This window comes from Catellatospora sp. NPDC049133, from assembly GCF_040648455.1.
GTDB lineage: Bacteria > Actinomycetota > Actinomycetes > Mycobacteriales > Micromonosporaceae > Catellatospora > Catellatospora aurea.
This window is the reverse complement of sequence record NZ_JBEZDT010000016.1, coordinates 19,319-43,626: the sequence shown is the minus strand read 5'-3', so window position 1 is coordinate 43,626 and position 24,308 is coordinate 19,319. Positions and strand designations below refer to the sequence as shown.

The 24,308-nt window shown below is 69.9% G+C and carries 22 protein-coding genes; 6 read left to right on the top strand and 16 right to left on the bottom strand.

Features of this window, described 5'->3' with window-relative positions; genetic code table 11:
* Nucleotides 1–3 precede the first annotated feature (3 nt).
* Entirely contained in the window at nucleotides 4–4,179 is a 4,176-nt protein-coding gene (mobF, locus tag AB0B35_RS19470; protein WP_361047504.1) for a MobF family relaxase, read from the bottom strand.
* 311 nt (nucleotides 4,180–4,490) lie between these two features.
* Here mobF and AB0B35_RS19465 point away from each other — a divergent pair, with 311 nt between their 5' ends.
* Nucleotides 4,491–4,772 carry a hypothetical protein gene (locus AB0B35_RS19465; RefSeq protein ID WP_361047161.1) on the top strand — a complete coding sequence of 94 codons (282 nt, stop codon included), beginning with the start codon at nucleotides 4,491–4,493 and terminating at the stop codon, nucleotides 4,770–4,772.
* A gap of 107 nt (nucleotides 4,773–4,879) precedes the next feature.
* Here AB0B35_RS19465 and AB0B35_RS19460 read toward each other — a convergent pair whose 3' ends face one another.
* Nucleotides 4,880–5,827: a phosphoadenosine phosphosulfate reductase family protein gene (locus tag AB0B35_RS19460; protein WP_361047158.1), complete on the bottom strand. Its 948-nt coding sequence runs from the start codon at nucleotides 5,825–5,827 to the stop codon at nucleotides 4,880–4,882.
* 87 nt (nucleotides 5,828–5,914) lie between these two features.
* Here AB0B35_RS19460 and AB0B35_RS19455 point away from each other — a divergent pair, with 87 nt between their 5' ends.
* Nucleotides 5,915–6,403: a hypothetical protein gene (locus AB0B35_RS19455; protein WP_361047156.1), complete on the top strand. Its 489-nt coding sequence runs from the start codon at nucleotides 5,915–5,917 to the stop codon at nucleotides 6,401–6,403.
* Nucleotides 6,404–7,673: 1,270 nt separating this feature from the next.
* On the opposite strand, the gene AB0B35_RS19450 is transcribed toward AB0B35_RS19455, so the two are convergent.
* The 11 genes from AB0B35_RS19450 to AB0B35_RS19400 all read right to left on the bottom strand — a co-directional run bounded on the left by AB0B35_RS19450 (nucleotide 7,674) and on the right by AB0B35_RS19400 (nucleotide 16,370).
* A complete protein-coding gene (locus tag AB0B35_RS19450) occupies nucleotides 7,674–8,060 on the bottom strand; it encodes a hypothetical protein (RefSeq protein ID WP_361047153.1) in 387 nt (128 codons plus the stop codon).
* A gap of 179 nt (nucleotides 8,061–8,239) precedes the next feature.
* A complete protein-coding gene (locus tag AB0B35_RS19445; RefSeq protein ID WP_361047151.1) occupies nucleotides 8,240–8,599 on the bottom strand; it encodes a hypothetical protein in 360 nt (119 codons plus the stop codon).
* Between the two features lie 12 nt (nucleotides 8,600–8,611).
* Nucleotides 8,612–9,076, bottom strand: a complete 465-nt coding sequence (locus tag AB0B35_RS19440) for a hypothetical protein (protein WP_361047148.1) — start codon at nucleotides 9,074–9,076, stop codon at nucleotides 8,612–8,614.
* Between the two features lie 94 nt (nucleotides 9,077–9,170).
* Nucleotides 9,171–9,629 (bottom strand): hypothetical protein, encoded by a 459-nt coding sequence (locus tag AB0B35_RS19435; RefSeq protein WP_361047145.1) that lies wholly within the window; start codon nucleotides 9,627–9,629, stop codon nucleotides 9,171–9,173.
* Nucleotides 9,630–9,713: 84 nt separating this feature from the next.
* Nucleotides 9,714–10,253 carry a hypothetical protein gene (locus tag AB0B35_RS19430; RefSeq protein ID WP_361047143.1) on the bottom strand — a complete coding sequence of 180 codons (540 nt, stop codon included), beginning with the start codon at nucleotides 10,251–10,253 and terminating at the stop codon, nucleotides 9,714–9,716.
* A 15-nt stretch (nucleotides 10,254–10,268) separates the two neighbouring features.
* Entirely contained in the window at nucleotides 10,269–10,802 is a 534-nt protein-coding gene (locus AB0B35_RS19425) for a hypothetical protein (protein ID WP_361047140.1), read from the bottom strand.
* A 26-nt stretch (nucleotides 10,803–10,828) separates the two neighbouring features.
* Nucleotides 10,829–11,632: a hypothetical protein gene (locus tag AB0B35_RS19420; protein WP_361047138.1), complete on the bottom strand. Its 804-nt coding sequence runs from the start codon at nucleotides 11,630–11,632 to the stop codon at nucleotides 10,829–10,831.
* Between the two features lie 402 nt (nucleotides 11,633–12,034).
* Nucleotides 12,035–12,616 (bottom strand): hypothetical protein, encoded by a 582-nt coding sequence (locus tag AB0B35_RS19415; protein WP_361047135.1) that lies wholly within the window; start codon nucleotides 12,614–12,616, stop codon nucleotides 12,035–12,037.
* 29 nt (nucleotides 12,617–12,645) lie between these two features.
* Nucleotides 12,646–13,440, bottom strand: a complete 795-nt coding sequence (locus AB0B35_RS19410; protein ID WP_361047133.1) for a hypothetical protein — start codon at nucleotides 13,438–13,440, stop codon at nucleotides 12,646–12,648.
* 113 nt (nucleotides 13,441–13,553) lie between these two features.
* Nucleotides 13,554–14,147, bottom strand: coding sequence for a hypothetical protein (locus tag AB0B35_RS19405; RefSeq protein WP_361047130.1), 594 nt, complete (start codon nucleotides 14,145–14,147; stop codon nucleotides 13,554–13,556).
* A gap of 93 nt (nucleotides 14,148–14,240) precedes the next feature.
* Nucleotides 14,241–16,370, bottom strand: coding sequence for a ParB N-terminal domain-containing protein (locus AB0B35_RS19400; protein WP_361047127.1), 2,130 nt, complete (start codon nucleotides 16,368–16,370; stop codon nucleotides 14,241–14,243).
* Nucleotides 16,371–16,627: 257 nt separating this feature from the next.
* On the opposite strand from AB0B35_RS19400, the gene AB0B35_RS19395 reads away from it, so the two are divergent.
* From AB0B35_RS19395 to AB0B35_RS19385, 3 genes are read left to right on the top strand one after another with little or no spacing between them, the layout of a single operon-like run.
* A complete protein-coding gene (locus tag AB0B35_RS19395) occupies nucleotides 16,628–16,894 on the top strand; it encodes a hypothetical protein (protein WP_361047125.1) in 267 nt (88 codons plus the stop codon).
* Nucleotides 16,895–16,905: 11 nt separating this feature from the next.
* Nucleotides 16,906–18,387, top strand: a complete 1,482-nt coding sequence (locus tag AB0B35_RS19390) for a ParB/RepB/Spo0J family partition protein (protein ID WP_361047122.1) — start codon at nucleotides 16,906–16,908, stop codon at nucleotides 18,385–18,387.
* Between the two features lie 21 nt (nucleotides 18,388–18,408).
* Nucleotides 18,409–19,362 carry a ParA family protein gene (locus AB0B35_RS19385; RefSeq protein WP_361047120.1) on the top strand — a complete coding sequence of 318 codons (954 nt, stop codon included), beginning with the start codon at nucleotides 18,409–18,411 and terminating at the stop codon, nucleotides 19,360–19,362.
* A 117-nt stretch (nucleotides 19,363–19,479) separates the two neighbouring features.
* Here AB0B35_RS19385 and AB0B35_RS19380 read toward each other — a convergent pair whose 3' ends face one another.
* The 3 genes from AB0B35_RS19380 to AB0B35_RS19370 all read right to left on the bottom strand — a co-directional run bounded on the left by AB0B35_RS19380 (nucleotide 19,480) and on the right by AB0B35_RS19370 (nucleotide 23,093).
* Complete coding sequence (locus AB0B35_RS19380) at nucleotides 19,480–20,583, bottom strand: hypothetical protein (RefSeq protein ID WP_361047117.1); 1,104 nt, start codon at nucleotides 20,581–20,583, stop codon at nucleotides 19,480–19,482.
* Between the two features lie 121 nt (nucleotides 20,584–20,704).
* On the bottom strand, nucleotides 20,705–21,328 hold the full coding sequence (locus tag AB0B35_RS19375; protein ID WP_361047114.1) for a hypothetical protein: 624 nt from the start codon (nucleotides 21,326–21,328) through the stop codon (nucleotides 20,705–20,707).
* A gap of 190 nt (nucleotides 21,329–21,518) precedes the next feature.
* Nucleotides 21,519–23,093, bottom strand: a complete 1,575-nt coding sequence (locus tag AB0B35_RS19370; RefSeq protein WP_361047111.1) for a 3'-5' exonuclease — start codon at nucleotides 23,091–23,093, stop codon at nucleotides 21,519–21,521.
* A gap of 269 nt (nucleotides 23,094–23,362) precedes the next feature.
* Between AB0B35_RS19370 and AB0B35_RS19365 the strand changes: the two genes are divergently transcribed.
* Complete coding sequence (locus AB0B35_RS19365; protein ID WP_361047108.1) at nucleotides 23,363–24,307, top strand: ATP-dependent DNA ligase; 945 nt, start codon at nucleotides 23,363–23,365, stop codon at nucleotides 24,305–24,307.
* The last annotated feature ends 1 nt before the right edge of the window (nucleotide 24,308 follow it).

Genomic DNA, 24,308 nt, shown 5'->3' with positions numbered 1-24,308 from the left:
ACATCACAGACCGCGGGCCTGGTCCAGCGTGTCTACATCCTGCCGCTGGTGAGGCGGCACCTGCTGCTCCGACGCGATGCGTCGCCGCGCCGCCTGCGCCTTGGCCAACGCCTGGTTGATGTCCCCGGTGTACGCCACCGACTCCTTGCTCCGCTTGCGCTTGGCGCCCTTGCCCCCGGCTGCGGGCTTCGAGGCTGTCACCAGACGTTCCCCGGTCGGGCCGAGTCTGCGGCGGGCCAGCTCCGCCGCTGCGCGGGCTGCGGCCTGTCGCTGCGGCTCGGTGTGCACATGCCACGCCGCGCGCGCCTCGTCGACCACGAGCAGATCCCGCGCAGAGGCGTGCAGGTCGGCGGCAGCGGTCCAGTGTTCGTCCGCCTGGGCCAGCGCCTGGACGCGGAGGGCGGCATCTGGTTCGACCGCGGCCTGCGCGCGCAGTAGGTGCGACTCGTGCTCGTGCTCCCGGCCGGACTGGATGTCGTGGCGCAAGGCAGCGCCGACCCAGTCCGGCGCCCAGGCGCGGGCCTTGTTGTACGCGTCGACCGCCGCGACGAGATCAGCGACCCCCATCGTCGTTTCGGCGGCCAGGCCGCCGGGCTCGCCCAGTGCCCGCCACGCGGCGAACCAGCCCGCGCGGGCCTCGGGCAGGCCAGGCTTCGGGCACGGCCCGATCGGGTCGCTCTCGTGATCCACGCGGTACAGCTCGCGGTACCCGGCCACGATGCCTACGCGACGCACCCACTCGGCCCGCTCCTCCGCATCCTCGGGAACCGGGCCAATCACGGCGGCCCACTGCGGCGGCGCGAGGGCCGCCTGCTCGCCGAGCATCTGGCACCGACGGTCCATGGCCTCGGCGACCTCGTGGGCGTACCGGCTGATCGCGTCGGTCCCGGCTGGCGTGCGCTGCGCGAACGTGTCTCCGGTAGGAAGCAGGTGGTCGCCGTGCACGTGTGTGATGCGGTGGTGAAGGACCTGTGCCACCGACACGGCTGTGCCCAGCTCTCTGCGGCCGATCGCCGTACGCAGCACCGCTCGGACGTCGAATCCCGCCAGCTCGGCTTGACGCAGCAGGCGCCACAGAGTGCCGGTCGCTTCATCGCGCGTCAGCCGGTCCAGGTCGGTCCCGAGCAGGACACCGTCGGCGTTGAGGTCGGCGAGTATGCCGTGGAATCGCGTCTCGCCGCTGAGCGTGATGGCTTCCGACCAACGCGAACCCAGCACGGGCAGGCTGCCTGCGGCGACAAGCAGCGCGTGTTGCAGCTCGGTGGCGGGCAGGTCGGGGCTCGCCCGGTCCAGGACGGCCGTCAGTACCTGTCCGGCCGTCTCGCGGGCCCCTTCCTGCTCGCTGGTCATGCTGGTCCCAGGCTTGTCCGGCGCGGTGTCGGCCGTGGCAGCTGTCACCACGTACGCCACGTTGCGCAGGCGGCCTCTGGTCAGGGCGACGTAGAGGGCGTTGGTCGACGTCTTCCGCGAGACAACCGGGTAGCAGGTGTCGACGGTGCTGCCCTGGGCGGAGTGGATGGTGACGGCGTACCCGAGCGTCACGTGGTCGGCCACGTAGGTCGGCGGCAGATCGAGTTCGGGCCCCAGCAGCTGGTGGCCGTCCTGGTGTCCGGTGATCCGGCGTACCCGCAGGCCGCCATCCTCGGTGACGGCGGTGACCTGCCACATGTCACGGTTGATAACGGCGCGCCCTGCGGCGTCGCGCAGGCTCCAGTCATTGCGGCGGGTCTGGATGATGTCGCCGGCACCGGCGACGGTGCCCACGGCTGATTCGTGGTGCAGCTGTACTCCGTGCGCGGAGACACGGCCGAGCTCGACCAGTCTGGCGCGCAGCCGGGCGGACAGGTCTGCCGCCTCCTCTGCGGTGGAGACCACCAGCAGTGAGTGACGGCCAGCGATGGTGTCGGCCAGCCATGACCGGGCTGCCCGGTCAGCCGCCTCGGCGGCCGTCCCGCCGTCGACGATCCGGCCACGGCGTTCGTAGTCCGACAGCACCGCGGTGTCGCCATCTCGCAGCCGCAGGGAGGCGTCGCGTTCCCAGGCGTGCGCGAAGCGGCGGACCTCGTCAAGGTGGTACACGGTCCGCCCGTGCTGTGTCATGATCCGGAACGCTCCGCCGGCGCCGACAGCAGCCAGCTGCCGTTCGTCACCGACCACGATCAGGCGTGCGCCAGCGCTCCGGCATCGCGCCTCGATCGCGGCGAGCTGGTCTGTCGGTGTCATGCCCGCCTCGTCGAGGACGACCAGGTCGCCGGGACGCAGGCGCGCCTCGTCATCGTCCGGGCCGCCGAGCCCGGCGTCCAGCCTGGCTTGGCGCTGCAACCAGCGGTCGACGTTGTCGGTGCGGTTGAAACCTTCGTCCTCCAGCACCAGCGCTGCTCGCTGTGCGGTGGCCAGCCCGAGTACGACACGTCCGGTGTGGTGCTCCCACAGCTGCGAGACCATGCCCATCACGTACGACTTGCCTGTGCCGGCTGGGCCGACGAGCACCGACACCCGGTCGGTCGTGGTGAGCAGTCCGCGTACCGCCGCGGCCTGGTCGGCGCCGAGCTCCGTCCCGCGTGCGGCCAGTTCGGTTATGGCGGCGTCAACGGCCTGTGGCGGTACGCCCGGTGCGTCCAGGCGCTCTTGGGCAGCGCGAGTGAGCGCCTCCTCCGCTGCCAGCTGCCCCTTGGTTGCGTAGACCATCTCAGCCGGCGCTTCGAAGACGCTGCGGCCGTCGGTCAGCCTCAGCTCGTCCGGGACGGCGACCAGGTCTGGCGCGGCAAGGCACACCACATCCCCGTCGGGGCGGGTTTGCACAGCCCGGTCGGCCAGTTTGTGCAGCAGGGTGACGACCTGCTGCTCGTTCAAGCCGCCCAGGCAGGGCGGCAGGTGCTCGTTCAGCGCGCGGATGAGGTCGTACCGCGTCCAGGCCGCCTTGGCCGACTGCACCTTGGCGACAGCGGCGTTGATGACCTTGTCTGCCTCGAAAGGATCCGAGCGTGGCTGGTCAACCTTGCCAGGCACGTTCTTGGCGATGTCGTGCAGCGACTGGTCGACTCGCGCCCGCAGCTCACGTTCCCAACGACTCAGGCGTACGTCCCAGGGTTCCTTCGTGCGCTGCTTGCGTGGCCTCGTGCCCTTGGACGCGATGAGAGAGAGCTGCGAGAGTTCCAACGCGTTGGGTGCCCGTCCACGCCGCTGCTCGAACTCGTGGACCAGCTGCTTGACCGCTGCGGTCACCTCGCGACGTCGGGATGAGAACAGTGCCCGCGCCAGTGGTGAGACTCCCGCCAGTTCCAGGGTGTGTCCGTCTTCGCTCCAGCGCACCTCCACCCCGAGGTCTTTGATGACCCGTTCGGTCATCACCCGCTCCGCAACCGCACCCGCCGCGCCGCGCAGCCGGTGAATGGCCCGGCTGTCCAGCGTTCGCCACTTGCCGTCGGCGCACTCGACGCGGTTGAGGATCGCGTTGTGGATGTGCAGGTGCATGTCCTCATTGCGGTTGGTGTGCTGGAAGAACGAGGCCACCACGAACCCGTGCGCATCGATCCAGCGCCCCACCGACCCTCCGGTCGGGGCCCGGACACCGTGGTAACCCGCACGGGAGAACCCGGCGTACTCCTGCACGTACTCCAACGCAGCCGTGTTGCCCGCCCAGATCGCCTTCTCCAACGAGTCGGCCTTGGCTGCCCAGCGCTGTGCGGCACGGCGGTCGTCGCTCCGCTTGGCGTCGGCTTCGCTGGCGCGCAGCGCCGTGTGCAGGATCGAGAACGACTTCGGTACGCCAAACGTCAGGTCGATGAAGGCCACTGGGCGGCGCGCCTTGCGCTCCGCCTGACGCCGCAGCGCCTCCAGCCTCTCCGGCTCGGCGTCGGGCTCGCGGGCCGCAGCTGCGGCGAACAGCTCGGCCGCCGTGGCGAACTTCCGCGGTGGCCGGCCGAGCCGTGTCGCCTTTGCCCACTCATCGGGACCGCCCTTGAAGTGCGGATCCCGTGGATCAACGAAGTGGGTATAGACGGCGTCCATGTCGGCTGGGTCAACTTCGCCGAACAGCCCGAGAGGCGGCGTACCGCGACCCTGCCAGATGCCTGCGGGCTCGCCACGGCCGACTTCCCGCGTGTAGTAGTTCTCGACGCCCTTGCCGACCTCGCCGGTGAGGTACTTCGGGTCGTAACCGGTAGAGATCGACAACATCCGCAGCACCCCCCGCGTCAACGATGTCCGCTCTTACGTCGTTACGTAAGAGCGTCCTAGCGTACCCCCGTAATCATTTGAATGCCTAGGCGTGGGGCAAGACGAGAGCGACGGTGGTGGATGGAGGGTGAGGTGCAGTGCAAGATCAGCAAGGGGTGAGGGTGGGGCGGGGGTGACGGAGGGGGCGGCAAGGGCGCGAGGAAGAGGGGCGGGGCGGCGCGGAGAGAGTCCAAAAAGGGCAGGTGAAGCACCCTTTGAGCGTTGTCCTATTCAGTATGCTATGTCATACTTAGTATGACATAGCATACTGATTGGACACGGTGATCACGATGACCAACCCCTCCCGACGCGCCACGCGACTGGCCATGCTGCTGAACAGCGGCGTCGACCAGGTCGGGGCAGTACGCCTGGCGGGACTCAAGCCGCACCTGGTGATGACCGAGAACGATGGCCTGCCGCTCGGCGACGAGGACAACGAGCTGATCGACCTGTGCAGCGGCGTTCTCGTGCAGCGTCGTGGTGCCACCGAGTACCTCGACGCAGACGGCCGCGTCCGCCGCACCGGCGGTCTGTGGCAGGTGGTCGGCTACTGACCCGCCTGGTGCACACAGGAGCCCTCGCCTCGGCGAGGGCTCCTGTGTGTCGGCGAGCGGCTTCGTGAAGGTGCCCGGCCGGGTGTGTCTTCCCGGCCGGGCGGGGGTCAGGCGGCCAGGGCGTAGGCAGCCATGCCTCCGGTGCCGTGGCAGGCGGGACATGCGGTGATCTCGCCGGGCCGCTCGCCGGCTCCCCGGCAGGGCCTGCAGCGGCTGATCGCGGGGAGCTGCACCGGCTCGGCGGCGGCCCGCGCGATCACCTCGGCGATCGGGAGGCGGAAACGGAAGTCGTGGTCCATCTCGACTTCGGCCTGTGTGTACTCGGCAGCCAGGTCCGGAACGAGCTGGCAGGCGCGCATCAGGTCTGGAATCGACGCCAGGACGCACAGCGAACACGACGCCCGCGAAAGCCCGTAGCTGTAGACGGGGTGCACCGGCGTGCCCGCAGACCGGATGCGGTGCCACACCTGGTCGGTCGTCCAGTCGTGCAACGGCAGCCACTGCCAGACCTCACGGTTGCGGCTGGTCCAGCGGGCCATCACCTCGAACGGAGTCATCGCCGCCCTGGCGCACGACTCCGCCCCTCGCATCCCCATGACGTACAGCACCCGCGGCCGCCGCCCCAGGTCGAGCCCGGCCACCTGCTCGGTGATGAACTTCGCGCCGACGCCCCGCTTGAAATCCGACGTGCAGAATCGGTTGCGTGCATCCGGCCAGCGCTTCTGGACCCGCGACCGGATGTACTCCAGCAGTTCCAGGCCCACCCGCTTGCGCACGAAGAACGGCAGGTCGTAGGCGGCGGCCTGGCGGCGAGCCAGGTGCAGCGTGCCCGGCCACTCCATGCGGCCCATGTCGCAGTGCAGAACGACGACCCGGTCAAGCGCTCCGGCGGCACGCGCCGCCTGGACGACGACGTCGAGACACGCCTGGCTGTCCTTGCCTCCGCTGGAGTTGATGATGATGCGGTCGAAGCTCGACAGCTCCGGCCTGGGCGCGGGCGGCAGCTCCACCAGTACCGGCTGCTCCCACTTCCCCTTCACGTTCGTCCTGCTCATGGCCAGTCCTTCCGATCCTGACAACTTGTCATCTTAATTATGACATGTCATAATTAAGATGACAATAGATCGATGAGGAGGTCACCAATGCACCCGTCTCACCTGGCGGTCGCAGCCCAGGCGTGGGCCATCATGGGCGCGGCTGAGTCCACTGATGACCGGTCGACGCTGGTCTGGGCGGCCGGGGCGGCGCGCCTGACCCACGTCTCCTACTTCCGCAAAGCCTGGTACCTCCCCATCCGGCCGAGCCAGGAGCGGGCGGCGTGGGAGATGTGGGAGCAGGGCCGCGAGCTGGCGCCCGGCCGGTTCTACCGAGGCACGAACTACTTCGAGGTGGCCAGCACCACCGCGATCGGCTTCGGTCCGGTCTACGTGCGGGTGCCGTGGACCGCCTGCGCGGCGCTGATGCGCACCGCCGACCCGGCCTGGCGCGAGGTCGTCGACGCGCACTGCGCCGATTCGACGCGCGACGGGCATGACATCCGCAACTACGAGCTGGGCTGGCAGATATGGCAGACGCTGCGGCCCCAGCCGCCGACCCGCCAACTCGACCTGTTCGCCGCGCTGATGGCCTGAGCTGCGGCTCCACCGCTCGCCACCGGCCCCGGTCCTCCGGGTCGCCGGTGGCGCTGTCGTGTACGGAACGTAGCCGCACGCGCTGGTTGCCCGCTCCTCAACGGGTTCACTCTTCGTAGCGGCTCCTCCAGTGGAGACTGGAGAGTTCCGGCCGCGTTTTCGCAGCTCTAGGACCACCCCATCACACTCTCCACTGGAGACTGGACAGTTACGGAAGGTAAGCACGCTCTGGTCCTGGCGGCGTGTCCGGCGGCCCGAACGGGACCGACGGCACCCTCTATTCCCCGGAATCCGGACCCCCGAGCCGCGCCTCCGTCACCGCGGCGGCCGCCGCCGGCTGACCGTGGAGGCCGCATCAACTCGTCGGTGCGCGCATGGCTGCCGCCCCGGTGCGCGCACAGATCGGTTTCGTGCGTACGCACGGATGGGATCGGTGCGCGCATGGTTCCGAGTCGGTGCGCGCACGGTTGGGAGTCGGTGCGCGCACGGATTCCCAACCGTGCGCGCACGGATTCGGCTGTGGGGGGCGCATGGTTGCGGATCCGTGCGCGCACCGACTGGTCCCCGGTCCACGCGCATGATCTCCGGTCGCATCATGCGCGCGGCGAGCGGCACGGGCGGGCGTGCCCGCATCGACCCAACCGGCGACGCGCGCACGGTTCGCGGGTTCGGCGGGTTCGTCACGAAAGCCAGTTCGATCTTGCGTCGAGGACGGCCGCGCTCGCGCACGTGCGCGTGCCGCGCGCCGCCGCTGGCGCTCGCCAGCCTCCCGACAACCCGCCGCGCCCCGCCACGCAAATGCTTCCTGATCTGCCGTTATACGCCGCCGCTCCCGGCGGTGCTGCGTCCTGCGGGGCTCGCTCACGCGAATGTTCCTGTGGATTCCCGGCTGCCGCCGGGTCATGGGCGCGTTCCCGCCAGGCGCGTGAGCGCCTGGCGAATCGGCGCGCGAGCATCGCCCGGCGGGCGAATTGGCGCGCGGGCATCGCCCGGCGGGCGGATCGGCGCGCGGGCGGAAGTGGGCGCGCGCGGCGAATCGGTGCGCGCGTCGTCCGATGCGCGCACAGACTTCCGCGCGCGCACGCAACGATGCGCGCACGGATCGCCCGCACGAACCGGGATGGGTGCGCGCACGGACTTCCGTGCGGGGCCGATCGGTGCGCGCACAGAATCGGCGCCGGGACCGAACCGTGCGCGCACCGATCGGACTGACGCGCGCACGAAACCGCCCCGCACGGAAATCCGTGCGGGGCGGTGGTGATCGTGCGCGTCAGGCGTCGGCGCCACCGCTGGCGTCGGCAACCAGCTTCTGGGCGTTCTGGCGCGACAGGCCCAGCGGTTTGCCGACAGCGTCCCAGCTCGCCCCGGCGGCCTTCAGCGTCTTCATGCCCTGGAGCCGAGCCGATCGCACTCTGTGATCGATGGAGCCCGAGTGGTCGCTGCGCGCGGCATTGGCGAGCTTGGCCAGGATGGCCGGCAGGCGCTCCTGGATCGCACCCGCCTCGGGGGCGGCGGCCAGAGCCGCTGCCTCGTCGGCCAGGCTGGCCGTGAGCGCGGCCAGGGACCTGAGCTCCTGGGCCAGTTCCCCGGCCTCGTGAGCGAGCTTGTCGGCGCTGAGCTGCCGCTCGCGCTCGGCGAAATCCGTGCTCTTGGTCATCTCTCGTCCTTCGCGGTTGCCCGGGTGACTGCCCGGTGCTCATTCTCGCTGGTATGTCCTCCGGCCGCGGCCGGAGGGGTTGGTGCGGGCGTCCCGGTTGCCGTGCGGGCGAAGCCTGGCCGCTTGTCGTGCGGTCACCGCTCCGGCCCACCCTCCTCGGGGTGGGCCGGACGGAGACGTCACGAATGGGCGTGCTCGGGCAGGAGCCGCCAGGCCGCGCCGCCCTCGCAGGCGTACCGCACGCCGCCGGCGCCGATGGTCACGGTGTCGCCGGTGCTCAGGCTGCGCAGCTTCTGCGTGCGCACTGCGTCCGCCAGCGCCTGCCCTACGGCGAGGGCCGCTCCGCGCAGCTGGTTCACGGGAACGTTGCTGGCCTCGAACACCAGGTCCAGGATCTCGATCTCGCCGAGGTAGCCCAGATCGAGGTCGTCGACGTCGATGGCGACCTGGTCCTGCTGGGCACCGGGCCGATACCCGTCGGTGAACGAGCTGTAGCCGCTGGCCCGGTCGGAGTGGGTGAACCCCAGGGTGATCCGCATGGCGCTTCCTCTCTACTGGGCTCGGGTGGTGAACGCGCCGAACTGGCCATACCAGCGGTCGACGCGGACCCGGGCCGTCTCGTCGGCGGTCAGGACGTGGACGGGAAGCTCATCGACACCTTCGCGCATGGCGCGGTAGAGCCGGTGCGTGCCGTCGATGAGCAGCGGGACGTGGTTCCCGCCGACCGGGTCGGGCAGCATCGCCAGCACGAGCGGGATGGACAGGTCCGTGGTCATCGCGTACGCGGCGTCGAAGGTCTCCCGGTCGGGGCCGATGAGGCCGATCGTGTGCGGGTCGGGGTTGTCGATGCGGGTCAGGCCGAGCGCCTTCGCCCATTCCGCGACGCCCAGCGGCCAGGCCGGGCGGGGCGCAGCCTCGATGATCTGGAGTGCGGCGGTGACGTCGAAGGCCCACGGCCCCAGGTAGAAGAACTGGCCGGACTGGGCGGCCTGGGTGGTGGGGTTGGAACCTGGCATGGGGTGTCCTCCCGTGTCGGTGGTGAGCGCGATCCGCCTCCGTCTGGCGGCCACCGCTCCGGCCCGCACCCTGGCGCGGGCCGTGCGGAAGCCGTCAGCTCTCGAACGTGGCCGCGTACTCGTCGTCGTCCATGAGGACCGCGTCCTCGTACGGGCACCGCTCGGCGTGCGGGTCAGAGATGTGCTGTTGGCAGGCGCAGCACCGGCCTTCGTCGTCGAATCGGCCACCGGGGACCTTCCGGCCGATGGCGGCGAATCCGGCCCGGCTGAGGGTGTACTCGTCTTCGGCCACCTCGCCGCCATCGGCGTCGCAGATCAGCAGCAGTCCGTTCTCGACTGCCCGGTCGACCAGCGTGTGCCAGGCCGCGGGCACGGCCACAGCCCGGGTCGGCACGCCGATGCCGCCGTGCTGGGCGATCCGCGCCAGCAGGGTGTCGACAGTGGCCGGCTGGACGGCGGCCGCGCCGGTGACGACGGCGGCCGGGGCAGCGAGCAGCGCCCGTAGCAGGATGCGGCGGCTGACCTGCGGACCGGCGCTGGTGAGAAACGACATCGTGATCCCCTTCCATTGTGTCACTCTAAGTGTGACACGTACTTTTAAAGATGACAACTATTGAGACGGCTCGACACGGCCGGGCTAGGCGTCTCCCAGTGCGCTCAGGAGGTCGAGCTGCTGGACGGCCGGGCGCAGCGACAGCCAGATCTCGGCGGCTGTGCGGGCGCACCGCGTTTCGTGGTCGAGCCAGTCGGCCTCGGCGCGGGCGGCGCGCTCGGTGTCGTTGGCGAAGCCGTAGGTCGCGTCGCGGGCGTAGTCGAGGTTGAGGGAGTAGTAGGAGCGCGCGGTCATCTCGGTACTCAGGTGGCGGCGGCGCCACTCTGGCACGGTCGACATCAGGCGCGTGATGTCGGGCCAGCGCACGACGAGAATCTGCCGCTGGTCGGCAGTGAGGATGCGGATGCCGCTGGTGTCGGCGGCGTAGCGGCGGATCTCACCGATCCGGCCGCTGCGGACCAGGCTCGGGGGCTGGTCGTGCCAGACCGCCCAGAAGTAGAGGCTGTGGGTCAGCAGTCCTGCGCCGACCGCCCAGGTGATGTGGGCGCGGTCATCGCGGGCGGTGCAGGCGCTCAGGACGCCGTAGGCGGCGCGGCGGGCCTGCCGGACGTGGTTGTCGGTCATCGGTGCCGTCCCCGCTCAGGCAGCCAGCAGGCTGTCGAACAGGTCCAGCTGGACCGGGGCGGCGGCCGGGCGGCAGCGCTGCCACGCCTGGGATGCGAGCTGATAGCACCGCGTCTCGATCTCCTGCCACAGGCGGGCCTCGGCACGTGCCTCCTCGGTGCCGTACCAGGACATCTTGCGGCGCGGGTCGTACTCGGGGGTGCGTTCACGCCGGGTGCGCATTGCCTCGCGGATCTCGCGGTGCAACGCCGCGCCCACCCGCTCCGCAGTCATCAGTGCGGCGATCCGCGTCCACGGCACCGTCCACACCGGGTCGCGGCCGGTTCCCGACCGGGTGAGCGCCACGCCCTTGGCGGTGCTGGCCACCCACAGGGTGCCGGTCTGGGAGACGGCGGTGTGGCGGGCGAGCCGGGCGGGGTCGGCGGGCAGGGTGTAGAAGTCCATGGCGTGCCGCAGGGTCGCCGCGCCAGCCGCCCATGCGCGCAGTGCGTCGGGCGCGGTCGGGTCGTGCAGGATCGCGTGGCAGTCGTCGGTGAGGGTGGGGATCATGGCTGGCTCCTTGGAGGTGGCTGACGTCAGGCCGCGAAGAGGTGGGTGAACAGGTCGAGCTGCTTGGGCGCGGCGATGGCCCGCTGGACGCGGCCATACCAGGTCTCGGCCCAGCGACGGCAGTTGTTGCAGATGCCGACGTGGGTGCAGCCGGTCATCCGGATCTGCTCGTAGCGGGCCTGCGCCGACCAGGACAGCGAGTCCGCCGAGGCGAGCTGGTGGGCGCACCTGGCCAGGCCGGACACCTTGACGCCGAATCCGTGCAGCCGCAGGCCGCGAGCCGCCAGCGCGCCGACGATGGTGACCAGCTCGCTCGTGCGGCTGCGGCGGCAGACCGAGCCGAGTCCGACCAAGGGGGCGGCGGCCAGGTCGACACCGGCGGCCCGGTACGCCTCGACGTGGGCGAGGTAGTCGTCGACCGTCCAGCCCTGCAGGATGGGCAGCCAGGGCGCGTCGGGGAACTCCTCGCGCAGGTACAGGTACGAGTCGAGAGTGAGGGCCTGGTGGTCGGCGACGGTGAGCCCCGTCTTGGCCAGCATGTGCGGCTCGCACATCCAGTCCTGGATCGACACGAAGTCAGGCGGGGTGCCCAAGTCGTCCATGAGGCGGTAGACCCGGCCGCCGAAGGTGTCGGGGTCGACGCTCCACTCGCCGTGGGCCGAGAGCTCGCTGAACGCGCCGGAGTCCAGCGCCCAGTGGCAGCGCGCCTTAGGTGCGTTGTCACCGCGGCCGCGGTAGCGGGCCAGGGTGTGCATGGACACCATCAGCGGCACCGAGGACGACTTGAGCCAATGTGGCCGGTGTGTGCCGAGGTAGAACGTGCAGGTCATCAAGGCCTCCGTGAGGGGCAGGGTGTCCCTTTAAGTATGACATGTCATGCTAAATATGACAACCTTTCTCCTGATGAGCCCCCAGACGGAAGCACCGGCCTGCCTCGTCGAGGCAGGCCGGTGCCGGGTGGGGCGTCGAGCTAGCGCAGCAGAGCGTCGAAGCAGGCCAGCGAGAAGATGACCTCGGCGTGGTCGGCGTCCAGGTCGACCACGTCCGGGCGGAGCCTGGCTATTCCGGGGAATCTTGCTGGGCCGCTGATTCCACTGGAATCAGCCCGCCCGTCACACCTGCGGCCGGCCGGACCCGACGGCGGCGCTGATCGCTGATTCCATTGGAATCACGAGCCTGCGGGGCTGATTCCAATGGAATCAGCTCGTGGCCCCCAGGCGTCGGGGATGGAGTCAGAACAGCGCGAGCTGCCCCGGCAGTGGCTCTGGGTCCACCGGAGCGGGGATGGCCAGCTGCCCGGCCTGTTCCCGCCACGGCCGGGGGATCTCAATCGCGCGCCGGTACGCGATGAGCTTGGCCTGCGGGGTCTCTGCCTCGTTGATGGCCCGCTTGATCGCCTCCGCCCGCTGCTGCCGGCCACGAGGGTCGGCGAGCGGTGACGATCCGCCGTGGCGGCCGCGACGGTAGTAGTCAAGGGTGTTCAACGCGACGGTTCCCGCGAGCAGGTGGTGCGGGTTGACACAGGAGTGCTCGTCGCAGTGGTGCATGACCACCGGCGGAGGGGCCCCGCGCGTGTGCAGCAGCCACGCGAACCGGTGCGCGCGCACCGGGCTGCTCCCGCCTGGGCCGAGATGGAACTCGCCGTGCCCGGAGCTGCTGATCGTCCGGAGCCACGGCATACAGGCATCCGGCAGCCCTGGGTCGTACACCTTCGCACGGAACCTGGCCTGGGCCTTGGCATCGTCGAGCCAGGGCGTGAGGTCAATCTCTCGGCGCCTGCCCCGGGAGGGGGCATCGAACAGCGGGGTGGTCATGACCGGCTCTCCTCCTGGGCGGCCCGGAGTCACAGGGCTGCGTCTTCTGCTGGGCGCTTGGTGCGGTGCAACGCAGCCCACTCGTCGGTGAGCTGGTCCAGCCGGGCCAAGGTACGCCGCAGCGGATGCTGGGCGGCCAGGGCCTGCACGGCCGGCTCAGACCCCAGCGCCACAGTCGTCTCGGTGAGCTGGACGAACCACCCAACTCCGCGGCTGGCATCGCGCGTCAACGAACGCAGGTCGACCACCGAGCTGTACGCGTCGTCGCCCAGGTCGAAGTCCCCGACGCCCTCGTGCGCGATGAGGACTGCGGCGTAGCGCTCCAGGACCTCGCGGTTGCGGTCGAGCCACGCCCGCAGGACGTCGACCGGCTCGGTCCGTTCGGTTGGCGACGACGCGGCGGCCGAGGCCGGGGCTGGCATGTCCCGGGCGTCAGGGTGGTACTTGCGCAGCGGTGGCCGCCCGGACAGCTTCAGGCTCAACCGGTGCCGACGCTGGCTGACCGCCGGCCCGGTGGTAGCACCGAGCATGACTGCCACGCGTGGCAGTGGGATGCCCGCCTTGTCGGCAGAGGCCAGCAGCCACGCCTCGAACGCCTCGCCCTGCCACCACAGCCAGTGCCGCAGAATCAGCCCGTCGGCGACCTCCTCGGCGCGCACCCCGACCGGCAGATCCCTGCCGGACCGACGCATCAGGTACTCCAGCACCAGGCGCGGATCGTCCGACAGCAACTCGAACTCGTCGTCCACCCGCCTGCGGCGCTCGTAGATCCGCTCGATGGCGTCGGCCATGTCTCGATCGCTCGGCCGGGGCGGGGTCGTCATGGCAAATATTTTATTTCGCCCGACAGACGCACGCACCCCCGACACGTCCGCATCGGGGGTGCGTGCTGGTCAGGCGGTGAGGACAGCAGGCTGCCGCCCTCGCCGCAGGGTGCTCAGGCCCGGGTTCCGGCGCGCTCCGAGTGGCTGAGCAGGTGGCACCAGGTGCCGCTCACGGCGTTCCACCACTGGAGCTCCTGGCCGGGCTGGAGCGGGATCTGCTTCTCGACCCAGCGCACGGCCTCCAGGTGAAGCGCGGCCGTCGAGGGTGCGGGCGCGTTCGCAGCGCTGTAGTAGGCGGTCACCGTCGGGCGGTCACCGGGGAAGCGGTTCAGCTCCGACAGCTCCCGCATCACGAACTGGCGGCCAGCCTTGAGGAACTTGTTCAGCTTGCGCTGGTGGTCGTACTCCTCGACCAGCTCGTTGAGGACGTGCTCGGTGGAACACGTCTCGCCGTGGTGGCGGCACGCGGTCGCGAAGGCGTTGATCTCGTCGTAGCCGAAGGTGCGCATGTCCTTGGGCTCGAACATGGTTTCGCCGCCGACCCCCCGGTCCTCGATCGTGCCCACAATCCGGCTGCCAAGGCGCAGCGTCGAGACGCAAGCCACCCCGCGCGAGGTGTTGAGTTCCCGCAGCGAGGTCGCCTTGAGGTCGGTGTGCGGGACCTGCAGGCCGGTGTGCGGCAGGGTGTGCAGGGTCTGGTCGGTCATGATCTCTCCCGTGATGAAGACTGGTGGGTGGGTGGTCCGGGTGCCCCGCCCCGGTCGGGCGGGGCACCCTTCGTCAGTGGTTGGCCTGGGTGGTCAGGCCCGGTCGGGCACGGCGCGGGCCTCGAACTCCGGGTCGATGCCGAACATCTCGCCGTCGTCGGTGCAGACCCACCCGGTGTGGGTGTAGCCGTCGATCGACAGGCACTCGTCGGCGAACTTCATCGCGCTCTCGGTGTCGTCGCGGGCGATGTCGGGCCCGGCGGTGATGTGGTAGACCGGGCGCGGGTTCTGGTCGTAGGTGAGGCTCCAGCCCTCGCCGTTGTCCTGGAACACCAGCCGGTAGACGCGTTCCTCGCGCCCGGCGACCGGACTCTCCTGGACCGCGTTGTCGCCTTCGGCCAACTCGTTCTCCTCGTTCTCCTCGGCCTGCTCGGCCAGCACGTCCACGTCCTGCTCGGCCGAGCCGTCGACCGGGTCGACGGCCGTCTCCAGGTCACCGACCGCGTCGTCCAGGTCCGCGTCGTCAGGCTGCTCCGCAGCGCTGGCCAGCGACACGAGCGGGCCGCTGCGCAGCACCGACTTGCTGACCCGGCCGGGCGTGATGCCGAGTTCCTTGGCCTGTGCCGCGTCCACGTCGTCCCAGGTCTGCGGCTTCAACCCCAGGGCAGCACCGATGTGCCGTTCAGCCCACTTCTGCGCGGAACCGCTCTGGGCGTCGTACCAGCTGCTGAGCTGGCCGCCGCCGGTCACCAGCGCCGTCGTCGGCTCATCGATGGTGGACAGGCACCACCCGGCCTCCTCGCTGTGCCAGAGCAGGAACTGGGTGGTGCCTTCGGGGATGGACACCCCGTGGGCGGCGACGTGCAGCCGGGCCTTGGCCAGGTCGATGCGGCGCTGCTCCCACTCGTTGGGGACGTAGCCCTCGGCCGTCAGATCCTCGATCCAGGCCAGGTGGTGTGCGTCCAGGTGCGCCGAGTTCGCCACGGCGATCTCCCGGCGCGTCAGCGCCAGCGCGTGGGCTGCCGTCGACCGGACCGGCCAAGGGCGGCCGGCGATGTCGTCCCACCAGGTCGAGTAGGACTCGCCCTTGCCCGGCTTCGGCCCGCCGATCCCCGCCGCGGTCAGCCATCGCATCGCCATGCGCTTCTCGTCCTGGCCCGTCCGTGCGATCAGCGCGTCGGCGATCGTCGAGGCCGCCTCCGGCAGCTTCGGCGCGGCGGCGGCGAGCAGCGCTGCCGTCTCCTCGCGGGCCTCGGCCGCCTGCTGCTTCGCCTTCTCGGCGGCGGCCTTGCGCTCGTCCTCCTGGGTGCGGTTGTCTTTGGCCTTGATCGGTCCGTCGGAGTAGTAGTCGAGTTCGCCCTTGTGGCCAATCGCCGCCACGAGCGTGCCCGCCTCGCGGGCCGCAGCCAGCGCCTTCTCACCTACGACGCGGTGGCTGTAGGCGCTGCCGCCGAACCGCTTGTTGGGGTCGACCACCTTGACGCCCTGCTCCTTGGCCTTCTCCATCGACGCCTGCGTGCGCGCGGCGGTGTCCGCAGCGGCCTGCGCGTTGCGGATCGCCTGCTCCATCCGCATCGGGTAGGTGGCGTCCGCCATGAGTTTCAGCACCGGCAGGTGCAGCGCGGAGTCCACTGCCGCCAGTTCGAGCGCGTCGCCGATCCGCAGCGTCGCGGCGTCGACGGCCGCCTGCGCGTCCTCGTGCAGGCGCAGCAGCTTGAGCCGCTTGGAGACGTGCGACTGAGAGACGCCGTAGCCCTTGGCGATGGCGTCCTGGCCCCGGCCAGCCTGCTCGGCCCGCTGGTACGCGCGGGCCTCCTCCATCGGCGTCAACGCCTTGCGGGCCGTGTTCTCGGCGATCATCACGTCGAGCTGGGCGAGCGCGTCGTCGGCGATCGCGTCGCTGCGCACCACCACCTGCATCTCGTGGTCCGCGCCGTACAGGTGCTCAATCGCCGCCCGGCGGCGGTGACCGACCAGGACCACATACAGGGCAGTGTCCGGGATCTCGTCCGCGAACTGCGGCCACGCGCCACGCACCCGGTCGGCGGGAAGCACCACCGGCGACTGGATCAGGCCGGTCGCGCCGATGGACTCGGCCAGCTCGGTGATGTCGCCCAGGTCTTCGCGGGGGTTGGCCGGGTGAGCGACCACCGCGCTCATCTGGACGGCCCGGAGGGCGGGCACCGCGGAACCCGAAGAATCCAGGTCGGTCGCCGTTGTCATGGTCACTCCTTTGCTGGGGTGTCTGGGTGGCCGCTGCCTACAATCCCGGCCACATCACAATCATGTCATGCTAAATATGACACGTCAACTTTAATATGACAGTTGCGTGTCTGGGGGGTGATTCCGTTGGAATCATTGGGTTTCCGGGCACGTCTCGGTCCCGCCGCTGATTCCGTTGGAATCGGCGGGATCAGCCGACACGCCGAAGCTGCGCAGCAAAGTGCGCAACAGCACGGCGGGGGCGGTACGGTGCCCGCGTGAGTGAGAGTGCCGAGGACGTCCTGTCGCGGCTGCTGGGCAACCGGCGGGCGGTCGCCGACCTAAACGCCGCCATCGACCGGGACATCGCCGAGTTGGTCGACACGCACCACCGTTCGCTGCGCAGGCTTGCCACCGACCTGGGGCTACGCAGCGACAACTCCGTCCGGCTCGCGGTGCGCCGTCACCGGGCGCGCACACAGGTATCGGACACAACACGCGGCGGCCGCACAGCCGCCAACCGCCGGGCTTCGGCGCGCAGGTAGCAGGAGGACATATGGCGCGACAGGCAGGACTGAGCAAGACCACGACCGACGACCTCGCCGAACGCCGGCGCAAGCGGGAGCACCGAGAGCTGATCGAGGGTGCCGTATCGCATGACGAGGGCTCGAAGACGCTGGTCGACCTCAAAGAGATCGCCAATCACCCTCACGAGCCGATGGAACGGCTCGACGACGTCACCGACCTGGTCGCCACCATCAAGTCGGCCGGTCAGATCCTCTCTCCGCCGGTCGTAGTGACCCGTGCGGCGTTCCTCGCAGCCTGGACCGATCCCCAGAGCGCCGAGGCGATCCGCGACGCGAAGTACGTCCTGCTGTTCGGACACCGTCGCTGCGAAGCCGCTCGGCAGCTCGGCTGGGAACAGGTCGAGGTCCGCATCGCCGACGACCTGGTCGACGCCACCGGCCGCGACCTGGAAATCCAGTTCATCGAGAACTTCTCTCGGCAGCAGTTGAACCCGATCGAAGAGGCACGCGGGCTGGCCGCGATCAAGAACCGTGGCGGTGTCAGCGAGCACGACATGGCCGACCGGCTCGGCATCTCCCAGGGGCAGATCAACAAGCGGCTCCAACTGCTGCGGCTCAGCGAGGAGCTCCAACTCGCAGTCATCGGCGGCAAGCTCGCGATGTACGACGACGGACCGATGCCCGTGTCGCAGGCCCTCGTGTATGCGAACCGGAAGGTGAGCACCGAAGACCAGGCACGCGCATGGGAGATCGCCAAGGAGAGGGGCCTGCGGGCCGAAGCCGCCTTCGCGGCGCTCCGCGTTGAACAGGAGAAGGCCGAGGGTCTGGCCGACGCGCAGCGCCGTGCCACAGCCGAGGGCATCGAGTACGTCGACGCCGGCGCGATGTGGGGCGAGCGGGCCGCTGATCACCTCCTGCGAGACGAGGGCGACATCCAGGCGGCCCGTGAGGCGGGCACGCTGCGCGTCACCACCGACGCCCGCGGCGGGATCGTCTACGCCACCACCACTCCGCCGGAGGTCACCGCCGGGGCGGTCGCACCGCGGCAGCGTGTCGCCGACGACGAACGGCGCATGGCCACCCAGGCCCGCAAGGCGGCGTGCCGTCGCATCGCCGGCCGCAAGCCCGCCACCGCCGACGCCGCCCGGCGCCTGGCCCTGATCGTCACCGACCGCACGAGCGCGTACGGCGAGGCTCTGAAACTGGCGCACGGCTGGTTGCAGGCCAGCGACGTCGGCCCCGATGCCAGCGACGCCTACGAGTTCCGCGACAAGATCCGCGCCAGCGGCAACGACCAGCTCGTCGTCCACCTGGCGTGCGTCATGGCCCTGGCCTACGACGAGATCCGGGCCAGGGACCCCGAGCGCGAGTGGGACACCGCCGACGCCGCCCACATCGACCGCCTCGTCGCCGAGGCCAGCTACGAGCCCACCGCGTGGGAACTGGGCCAGCTCGACCGGGCCCGCACCAACAACTCCGCACCCGTCGGCGCCGAGTCCGGCACCGACTGACCTACTGCGTCTGGAGACACCATGGCCTTCAAAGTCGCAACAGCCAACCGGTCGGGGGGATGCGGGAAGACCACCACGCTCACGTCGATCGCCGCACTGGCCAACAACGACATGCTCGAATGGATCAAGCAAGGCTGGACCATCCGGGGCCGCAAGCCTCGAATCCTCATCATCGACCTCGACGGGCAGTGCGATTCCAGCTACTACCTGGGCGTCGCCGATCCCGACTCGCTGTGCATGGTCTGCGGCGAGCGGTTCGACGACGAGCTGGAGCCCAAGGAGCGCCAGCCCGAGGACATGTGCGACGGCGGCCGCTGGCACGAGCCCATCCCCAACATCATGGACGTCCTCAGCGCCGACACCTCCATCCGCGAAGCCATCCGGGCGACCAACCTGGAGCTGGTCGACCTGCTGCCCGGAACCAAGCACCTGGAAGCGGCGGAGAAGAACCTCGCCAGCGCGACCGGCGCCGAGTTCCGGCTGATGGACGCCGTCGCCGAGATCGAAGACGAGTACGACCTCATCCTGTTCGACAGCCCGGCGTCCTACGGCCTCATCGCGGTGAACATCTTCATGGCCACCGACGACGTGATCGCCTGCGTCAAGGCCGGCATGAAGGAGATCCGGGCGCTGGTCCACCTGGAGCACACCATCAAGCAGATCAACACCAAGTTGAAGCATCGCGTGCGGCCCCGCGCAACCAAGATCGTGGCGGTGCTGGTCACCGATGCCCCCGGTTCGGTCAACCACGGCAAGGCATACCAGGACGCGGTCAACTTCGCCCGGGACGAGTACGGCGAGCTGGTCGTCACTCCGGTGACCCGTGACGTTCGCGTCATCGAGGCGTACTCCGCACGGCAGCCTGTGCCGCTGTACGACCCGTCCAGCAACGCCGCCAAGGCGTTCGGCAAGGTCTACCCCGAACTGATCGGCAAGGGCGTGCTGCCCAGCCAGCGCACAGCAGCGGGGGTCTGACCTGTCTGCATCCGCTGATTCCAGTGGAATCAGCCCACATGCAGCAGCAGCCGTGGTGGATACACAAGGGCCTGGTGGTCGCGAGGCGACCCCAGGCCCAAGGTATTCCGGAGAATGTCAGGCCGCCGCCTGCTGGCTCGGGTAAAGCGACATCAGGTGAGCAGCCGCCGCAGGCGACAGCCCTGTCAGTTCCTCGGAGCTGGGACCCCCGGTCATGTCCAGGTCGTCGGAGAGGTCGCCGACATACGCGACCACCACCCGGGCCCGCACCGGGACGGTCGCGCCGACGTCGGGCAGCACGTCCCCGTTGACGAACACCATGGTCCGGTCGACCTCGTACGGCTCGCGGGCCTCGACGACAGCCTCGATGTCGTAGGTCGGCAGCATCTTGGCTCGCTCCAGCATGTCCTGGTGCGCCTCGACCAGCGTCAGGTCGTAGTGACCGTCCCGCGCCTTCGGTGCGGACCCCGGCCAGACATACACCCGCATCGTCCCGAACCGGCCGTCGCCGCAGTCCACCACGACCACGAACTCGGCGGGACGAGCTTCGTCGCCGATCCGGATCGCCGATACGACCGGCCAACCGTCCCACCCGACGACCTGCGGAACCCGGACGCCTGCGGCTTCGGCGGCTTGCTCGGCGGCGATCTCGGCGCGGGCCCGGGTCAAGCTGGCCAGGATCAGCCGCACGATCGCTTCCTCGTCATCGAGCGGCTGCGGCTCGACATACCAGCCGGACACTCCGTGGTCGTCGCGGCTGATCGAGAAGTTCGCGGTGTCGCTGGTGCCCTCCGTCCAGCCAGGACCCTCGAAGCTGCCCGGTCCCGCAGCCAGTTCGTACTGTTCTTCGCCGCCGATCGTCACCGTCTCACCGATGTAGATCGTGGCGGTGCCGCCACCCGTCTGCTCGACGTACGCCTTCACGCCCTCGTCGTCCAGCAAGGCGACGATCCGGTCGAAGCTGATCGTCAGCGCCTCTTCCGGCCAATCCTTCGACGTCCACCGGTCGACCGCGCGGTCGATCAGCATGGAGTCCTCGGGCTGATCGGCGCGCGTCTTCGGCCCGCGCAGCAGCACTGCGGCGAGCAGGGCGGCGGCGATTGCTTCGACCGCCAGGTAGGCCACGAACTGGCCAGCGGAGATACCGCTGATGAGCCAGGCGCGGTCAGGCACTAGGGCGGCCAAGAGGCTGATCATGAACTCGGTCATTGCGTCTCCCATCCGAATATTGTGTCCCCTTAATTATGACACGTCATGTTAAATGTGACAAGTTGAGCGGATGGGTCTGCTCATAACGAAACCGGCCTGTCCTGGGCGGACAGGCCGGTGTGGATGAGCATGGCTACCGTCGAGAAGGGTCGGCCCCAGACAACGGGGCGATAGTCGCCCCATGCGGTGCGGTGATCCGTCGGTCGCACGTGTTGCAGACGTAGCCGCCGGTCCACGGCCGATCACCCTCATGGGACTCGCCGTCGTCGTCGACCATGTGGAAGCCGTCGCCATCTTCCTGGCCGTTGCCGCACAGGCAGGTCCACTCGTCCCAGGCATCGGACAGGATGTAGCGCTGAGCGGCGTGGTCCCGCCCGCTGCTGGCCGTGTTGATGTCGGTGCCGGCCTCGTCGGCCCACACCTTGGCCAGGTAGTAGTTGCCGGTCGGCAGGTCCGACCGCTGACCGGCGAGCAGGTACATGTTGATGGCGAGCTGGTCGTCCGTCGGTGGGACCGCGGGGATGCCCGGCACGGCGGCGACGATGCCCCAGCGGCCGCGGATCTCACCCGCGTACGCGGCCAGCCCGACGAGCGGGTCGCGGAAGTAGCCAACTTGAGCTGGCTTGCGGATGTCTGCCTCGACGGCGCGGCCGGTGAAGCGGGCCAGCTTCCATACCCGGCCGGGCTCGGCCGGCGCGATGTAGAGGGTGCCGTACACGGACTCGGGGGAACCGGGCTGGTGGTCGAGGGTCGTCACCAGGACTCCTTCCAAAGAGTTATGTCCTCTTTAGTATGACACGTCCTAATTAATGCGACAATGCCATTGGGGGTTCACGTCGACATTCCGGGGAATCGGCGGGCGGACGGCCGTGAACGGGTCCGCAGCTCGATACACACGACAGCGGCGCCCCGAGCGTCGGGGCGCCGCTGTCGCATCGCGCTCGGCGTTACTCGGCGGGCGGGGCGGAGTTGGCGATGTCGAGCAGGACCTGGCGGGCGGCCTCGGTGTCGCCCAGGGCGCGGTGGCCGCCGTCGAGCGCGATCCGCCCCTCGTAGTGCCACCAGTCGCTGCGGGCCTGCATGATGCAGCCCCACCGGGCGGGGCCCGGCAGGACGCCGACGTCGGCGCCGGCGCGGCGGGTGTCGGCGCGGACCATGCGCCTGTCGAAGGACTCGTTGTAGGCCAGGACACGCCGGTCGCCGATCGCCGCGAGCACCTGCGGCAGCACCTGTGCCCACGTCGGCGCATCGGCCACGTCCTGGTCACTGATGCCGTGCACCCACTGGGCCTCCGGCGAGATCGGCCGACCGGGGTTGACCAACGTGTCGAGCAGCGTTGATCCGGTCGCGGCGTCGATGATCGCGATCTCGCAGACGGAACCGTCGAGGTCGGTGGTCTCGACATCGAGGACGACGGCGGTTCCGGGCTGGAGCATCCGCCGCGCCCAGTGCACCGTCCGCCAGCGCAGGGTGAGCAGGTGGACCCTGGCCCGGTGCGCGGCCAGGTCCGGATCATCGTCGAGCAGCTTGCCCATCTGCTCAGCCGTGGGTTGCAGCGCTGGGTCCAGCGTCCAGTTCAGCACCCACCGCTCCGCAGGCGGGTCGTACACCACCCAGGCGCGGATGCCTCGGGCTGCCTGGATGTTGCGGCAGAAGGACCTCAGCGCGTCACCGGCCCGCTTGGGCGCCTGCACGTGCGCCCGCAGCGGCGACCGCTGGCCCTTGCCAGCAGCACGGACGGCGTCCCAGTCCACACCGGGCAGCGTCAGGACGGCGTCGATGTCGGCCGCGAGGTAGCCGGGCACCCGCAGCGTGTGGGTGTAGCCCGCCCGCGCCGACTCCACCTCGAACGAGCCTGCGGTGGCGACCCAGCCGGCGGCCACTATCAGATCCCAGTCCGTCCGACGGATGCTCAACCTCGCCGCGGCCTCGTTCGCACCGAGCAGGCGCACCGCGTCCAGCCCGGCGTTGAGCTCCGCGTCGGCGGCCAGCGCCTCGATGTCCTCACGCCGCCACATCCCGCCCGGGCCAGTCGTGAACCGCCGCTCGCGCACCACTCGGTCGAACTCGGCACGCCTCCATCCGAGGCTGCGCACCGCCGTCCACGTGCTGTACGCCGCCGGGGCACCGGCCCGGCGGTCGTCGACGGCCTGGCGGACGGCCTTCACCGGCACACGGTCCAGCTGCGCCGGGCAGTAGTGGTTGTACCCCCCATTGGAGACGGTGGCCACGGGGATCTGCCCCACAGCGGCCAGCACGTCGACGTCATCGCGGACGACATCGAGCCCCGTGCGGTGTGCCAGCAGCAGCGCCGCGTCCGCCGCCCACACCGGCGGCCGATCGCCGACCGCCTCGCGTACGACCTGCGCGAACTCGGCCACGATCTGGTCCGCGACGGTCTGCGACCAGCGGCCATGCTTGGGCGCCGGAATGAGTCCTTGGCGCAGCGCCACGGCGAGCTGCCACACCTGCAGCCCGACGTACCCCGCCAGGTCCTGCTGCCCGAAAGTGCGGCTAGCCACGGCGACCCCCACCCACTGCCCGCCGGCCCGGGATCGCCGCGACCTCCAGTCTCATCTGCAACATGTGCACACCCTGACACATCCGGCAACATCTGTCAAAGTCCATATCCCCAGGTCAGACCGCCGAATGTGGCGGTAAGTAACGTAACTTACCGCCGTGACGGCGGCCCGCGACCTCGCGGATCGCGGCGCAGTCGCTCTGCTTCCTGACCTGCGGTTTCCGCCACTCTTGCCTGGTCAGCGACACGGACCGGGTAGAGGATCTGAGAATGCCCGCTGCACCGCGACCCCGGCTCCGGCCCCCTGTCACGGTGATGGCGGCCGCCGCGGCCGCGTCGTGGCCGGTCGGCGAGGGCTGGCTCGCGGAGCCGAAATGGGACGGCTGGATAGCGATCGCCTTCCGCACGCCGGACGGGGTCTACCTCCAGTCGCGGCACGGCCGGGACCTGAGCCGGTACTTCCCCGACGTCGTGGCGGCCGCGATGCGCCTACCGGTCGGCACCGTGCTGGATGGGGAGCTCGTCGCGTGGGCTGGGCACCGCACGGACTTCGCTCTGCTGCAGCGCCGCGTCAGTCGGCCTGGCGCCGATCCGCCCGTGTACTTGGTGTGCTTCTACCTGCTGGAACACCCCGGCGGCGTCCTGGTCGACGAGCCGCTGTCCGTCCGTCGCGCGGCGCTTGAACAACTCCTGACCGCCTATCCGCACCCTCAGCTGGTCATCTGTCCGCAGGCGACACCGGCGGCCGCCGTCGACGAGTGGGCGCTCTGGGACCAGGCGGGCATTGAGGGGGTGGTCTTCAAGCCCGCGGCTGGCAGCTACCGGCCAGGAAGCCGGGACTGGCGCAAGGTCCGGACCATGCACCCGGTCGACCTGGTGGTAGGCGGCGTCACCGGCAGCCTGAACCGGCCGGGAACGCTGCTGCTCGGCGAGGCCGTTGGGCACCAGTTCTACTTCCGGGGCCGTACCGCGCCGCTCGCGGCCCGCGACAAGGAGCAGCTCGGCGAGCTGCTGCCACTGCTGGCCGGAGGTGGCCGGCCGTGGCCGAACCCGATGCCGGGGCGGTGGGTGAACTTGACCGCCGAGCAGCCGCTGCCCTACCACGGGGTCGAGCCTGTCCTCGTCGTCGAGGTCGACGCCGACACGGCCGTCGACCACGGCCGCTATCGCCACATGCTCAGGCTGCGACGCGTACGCCTGGACCTGCTGTTCTGAC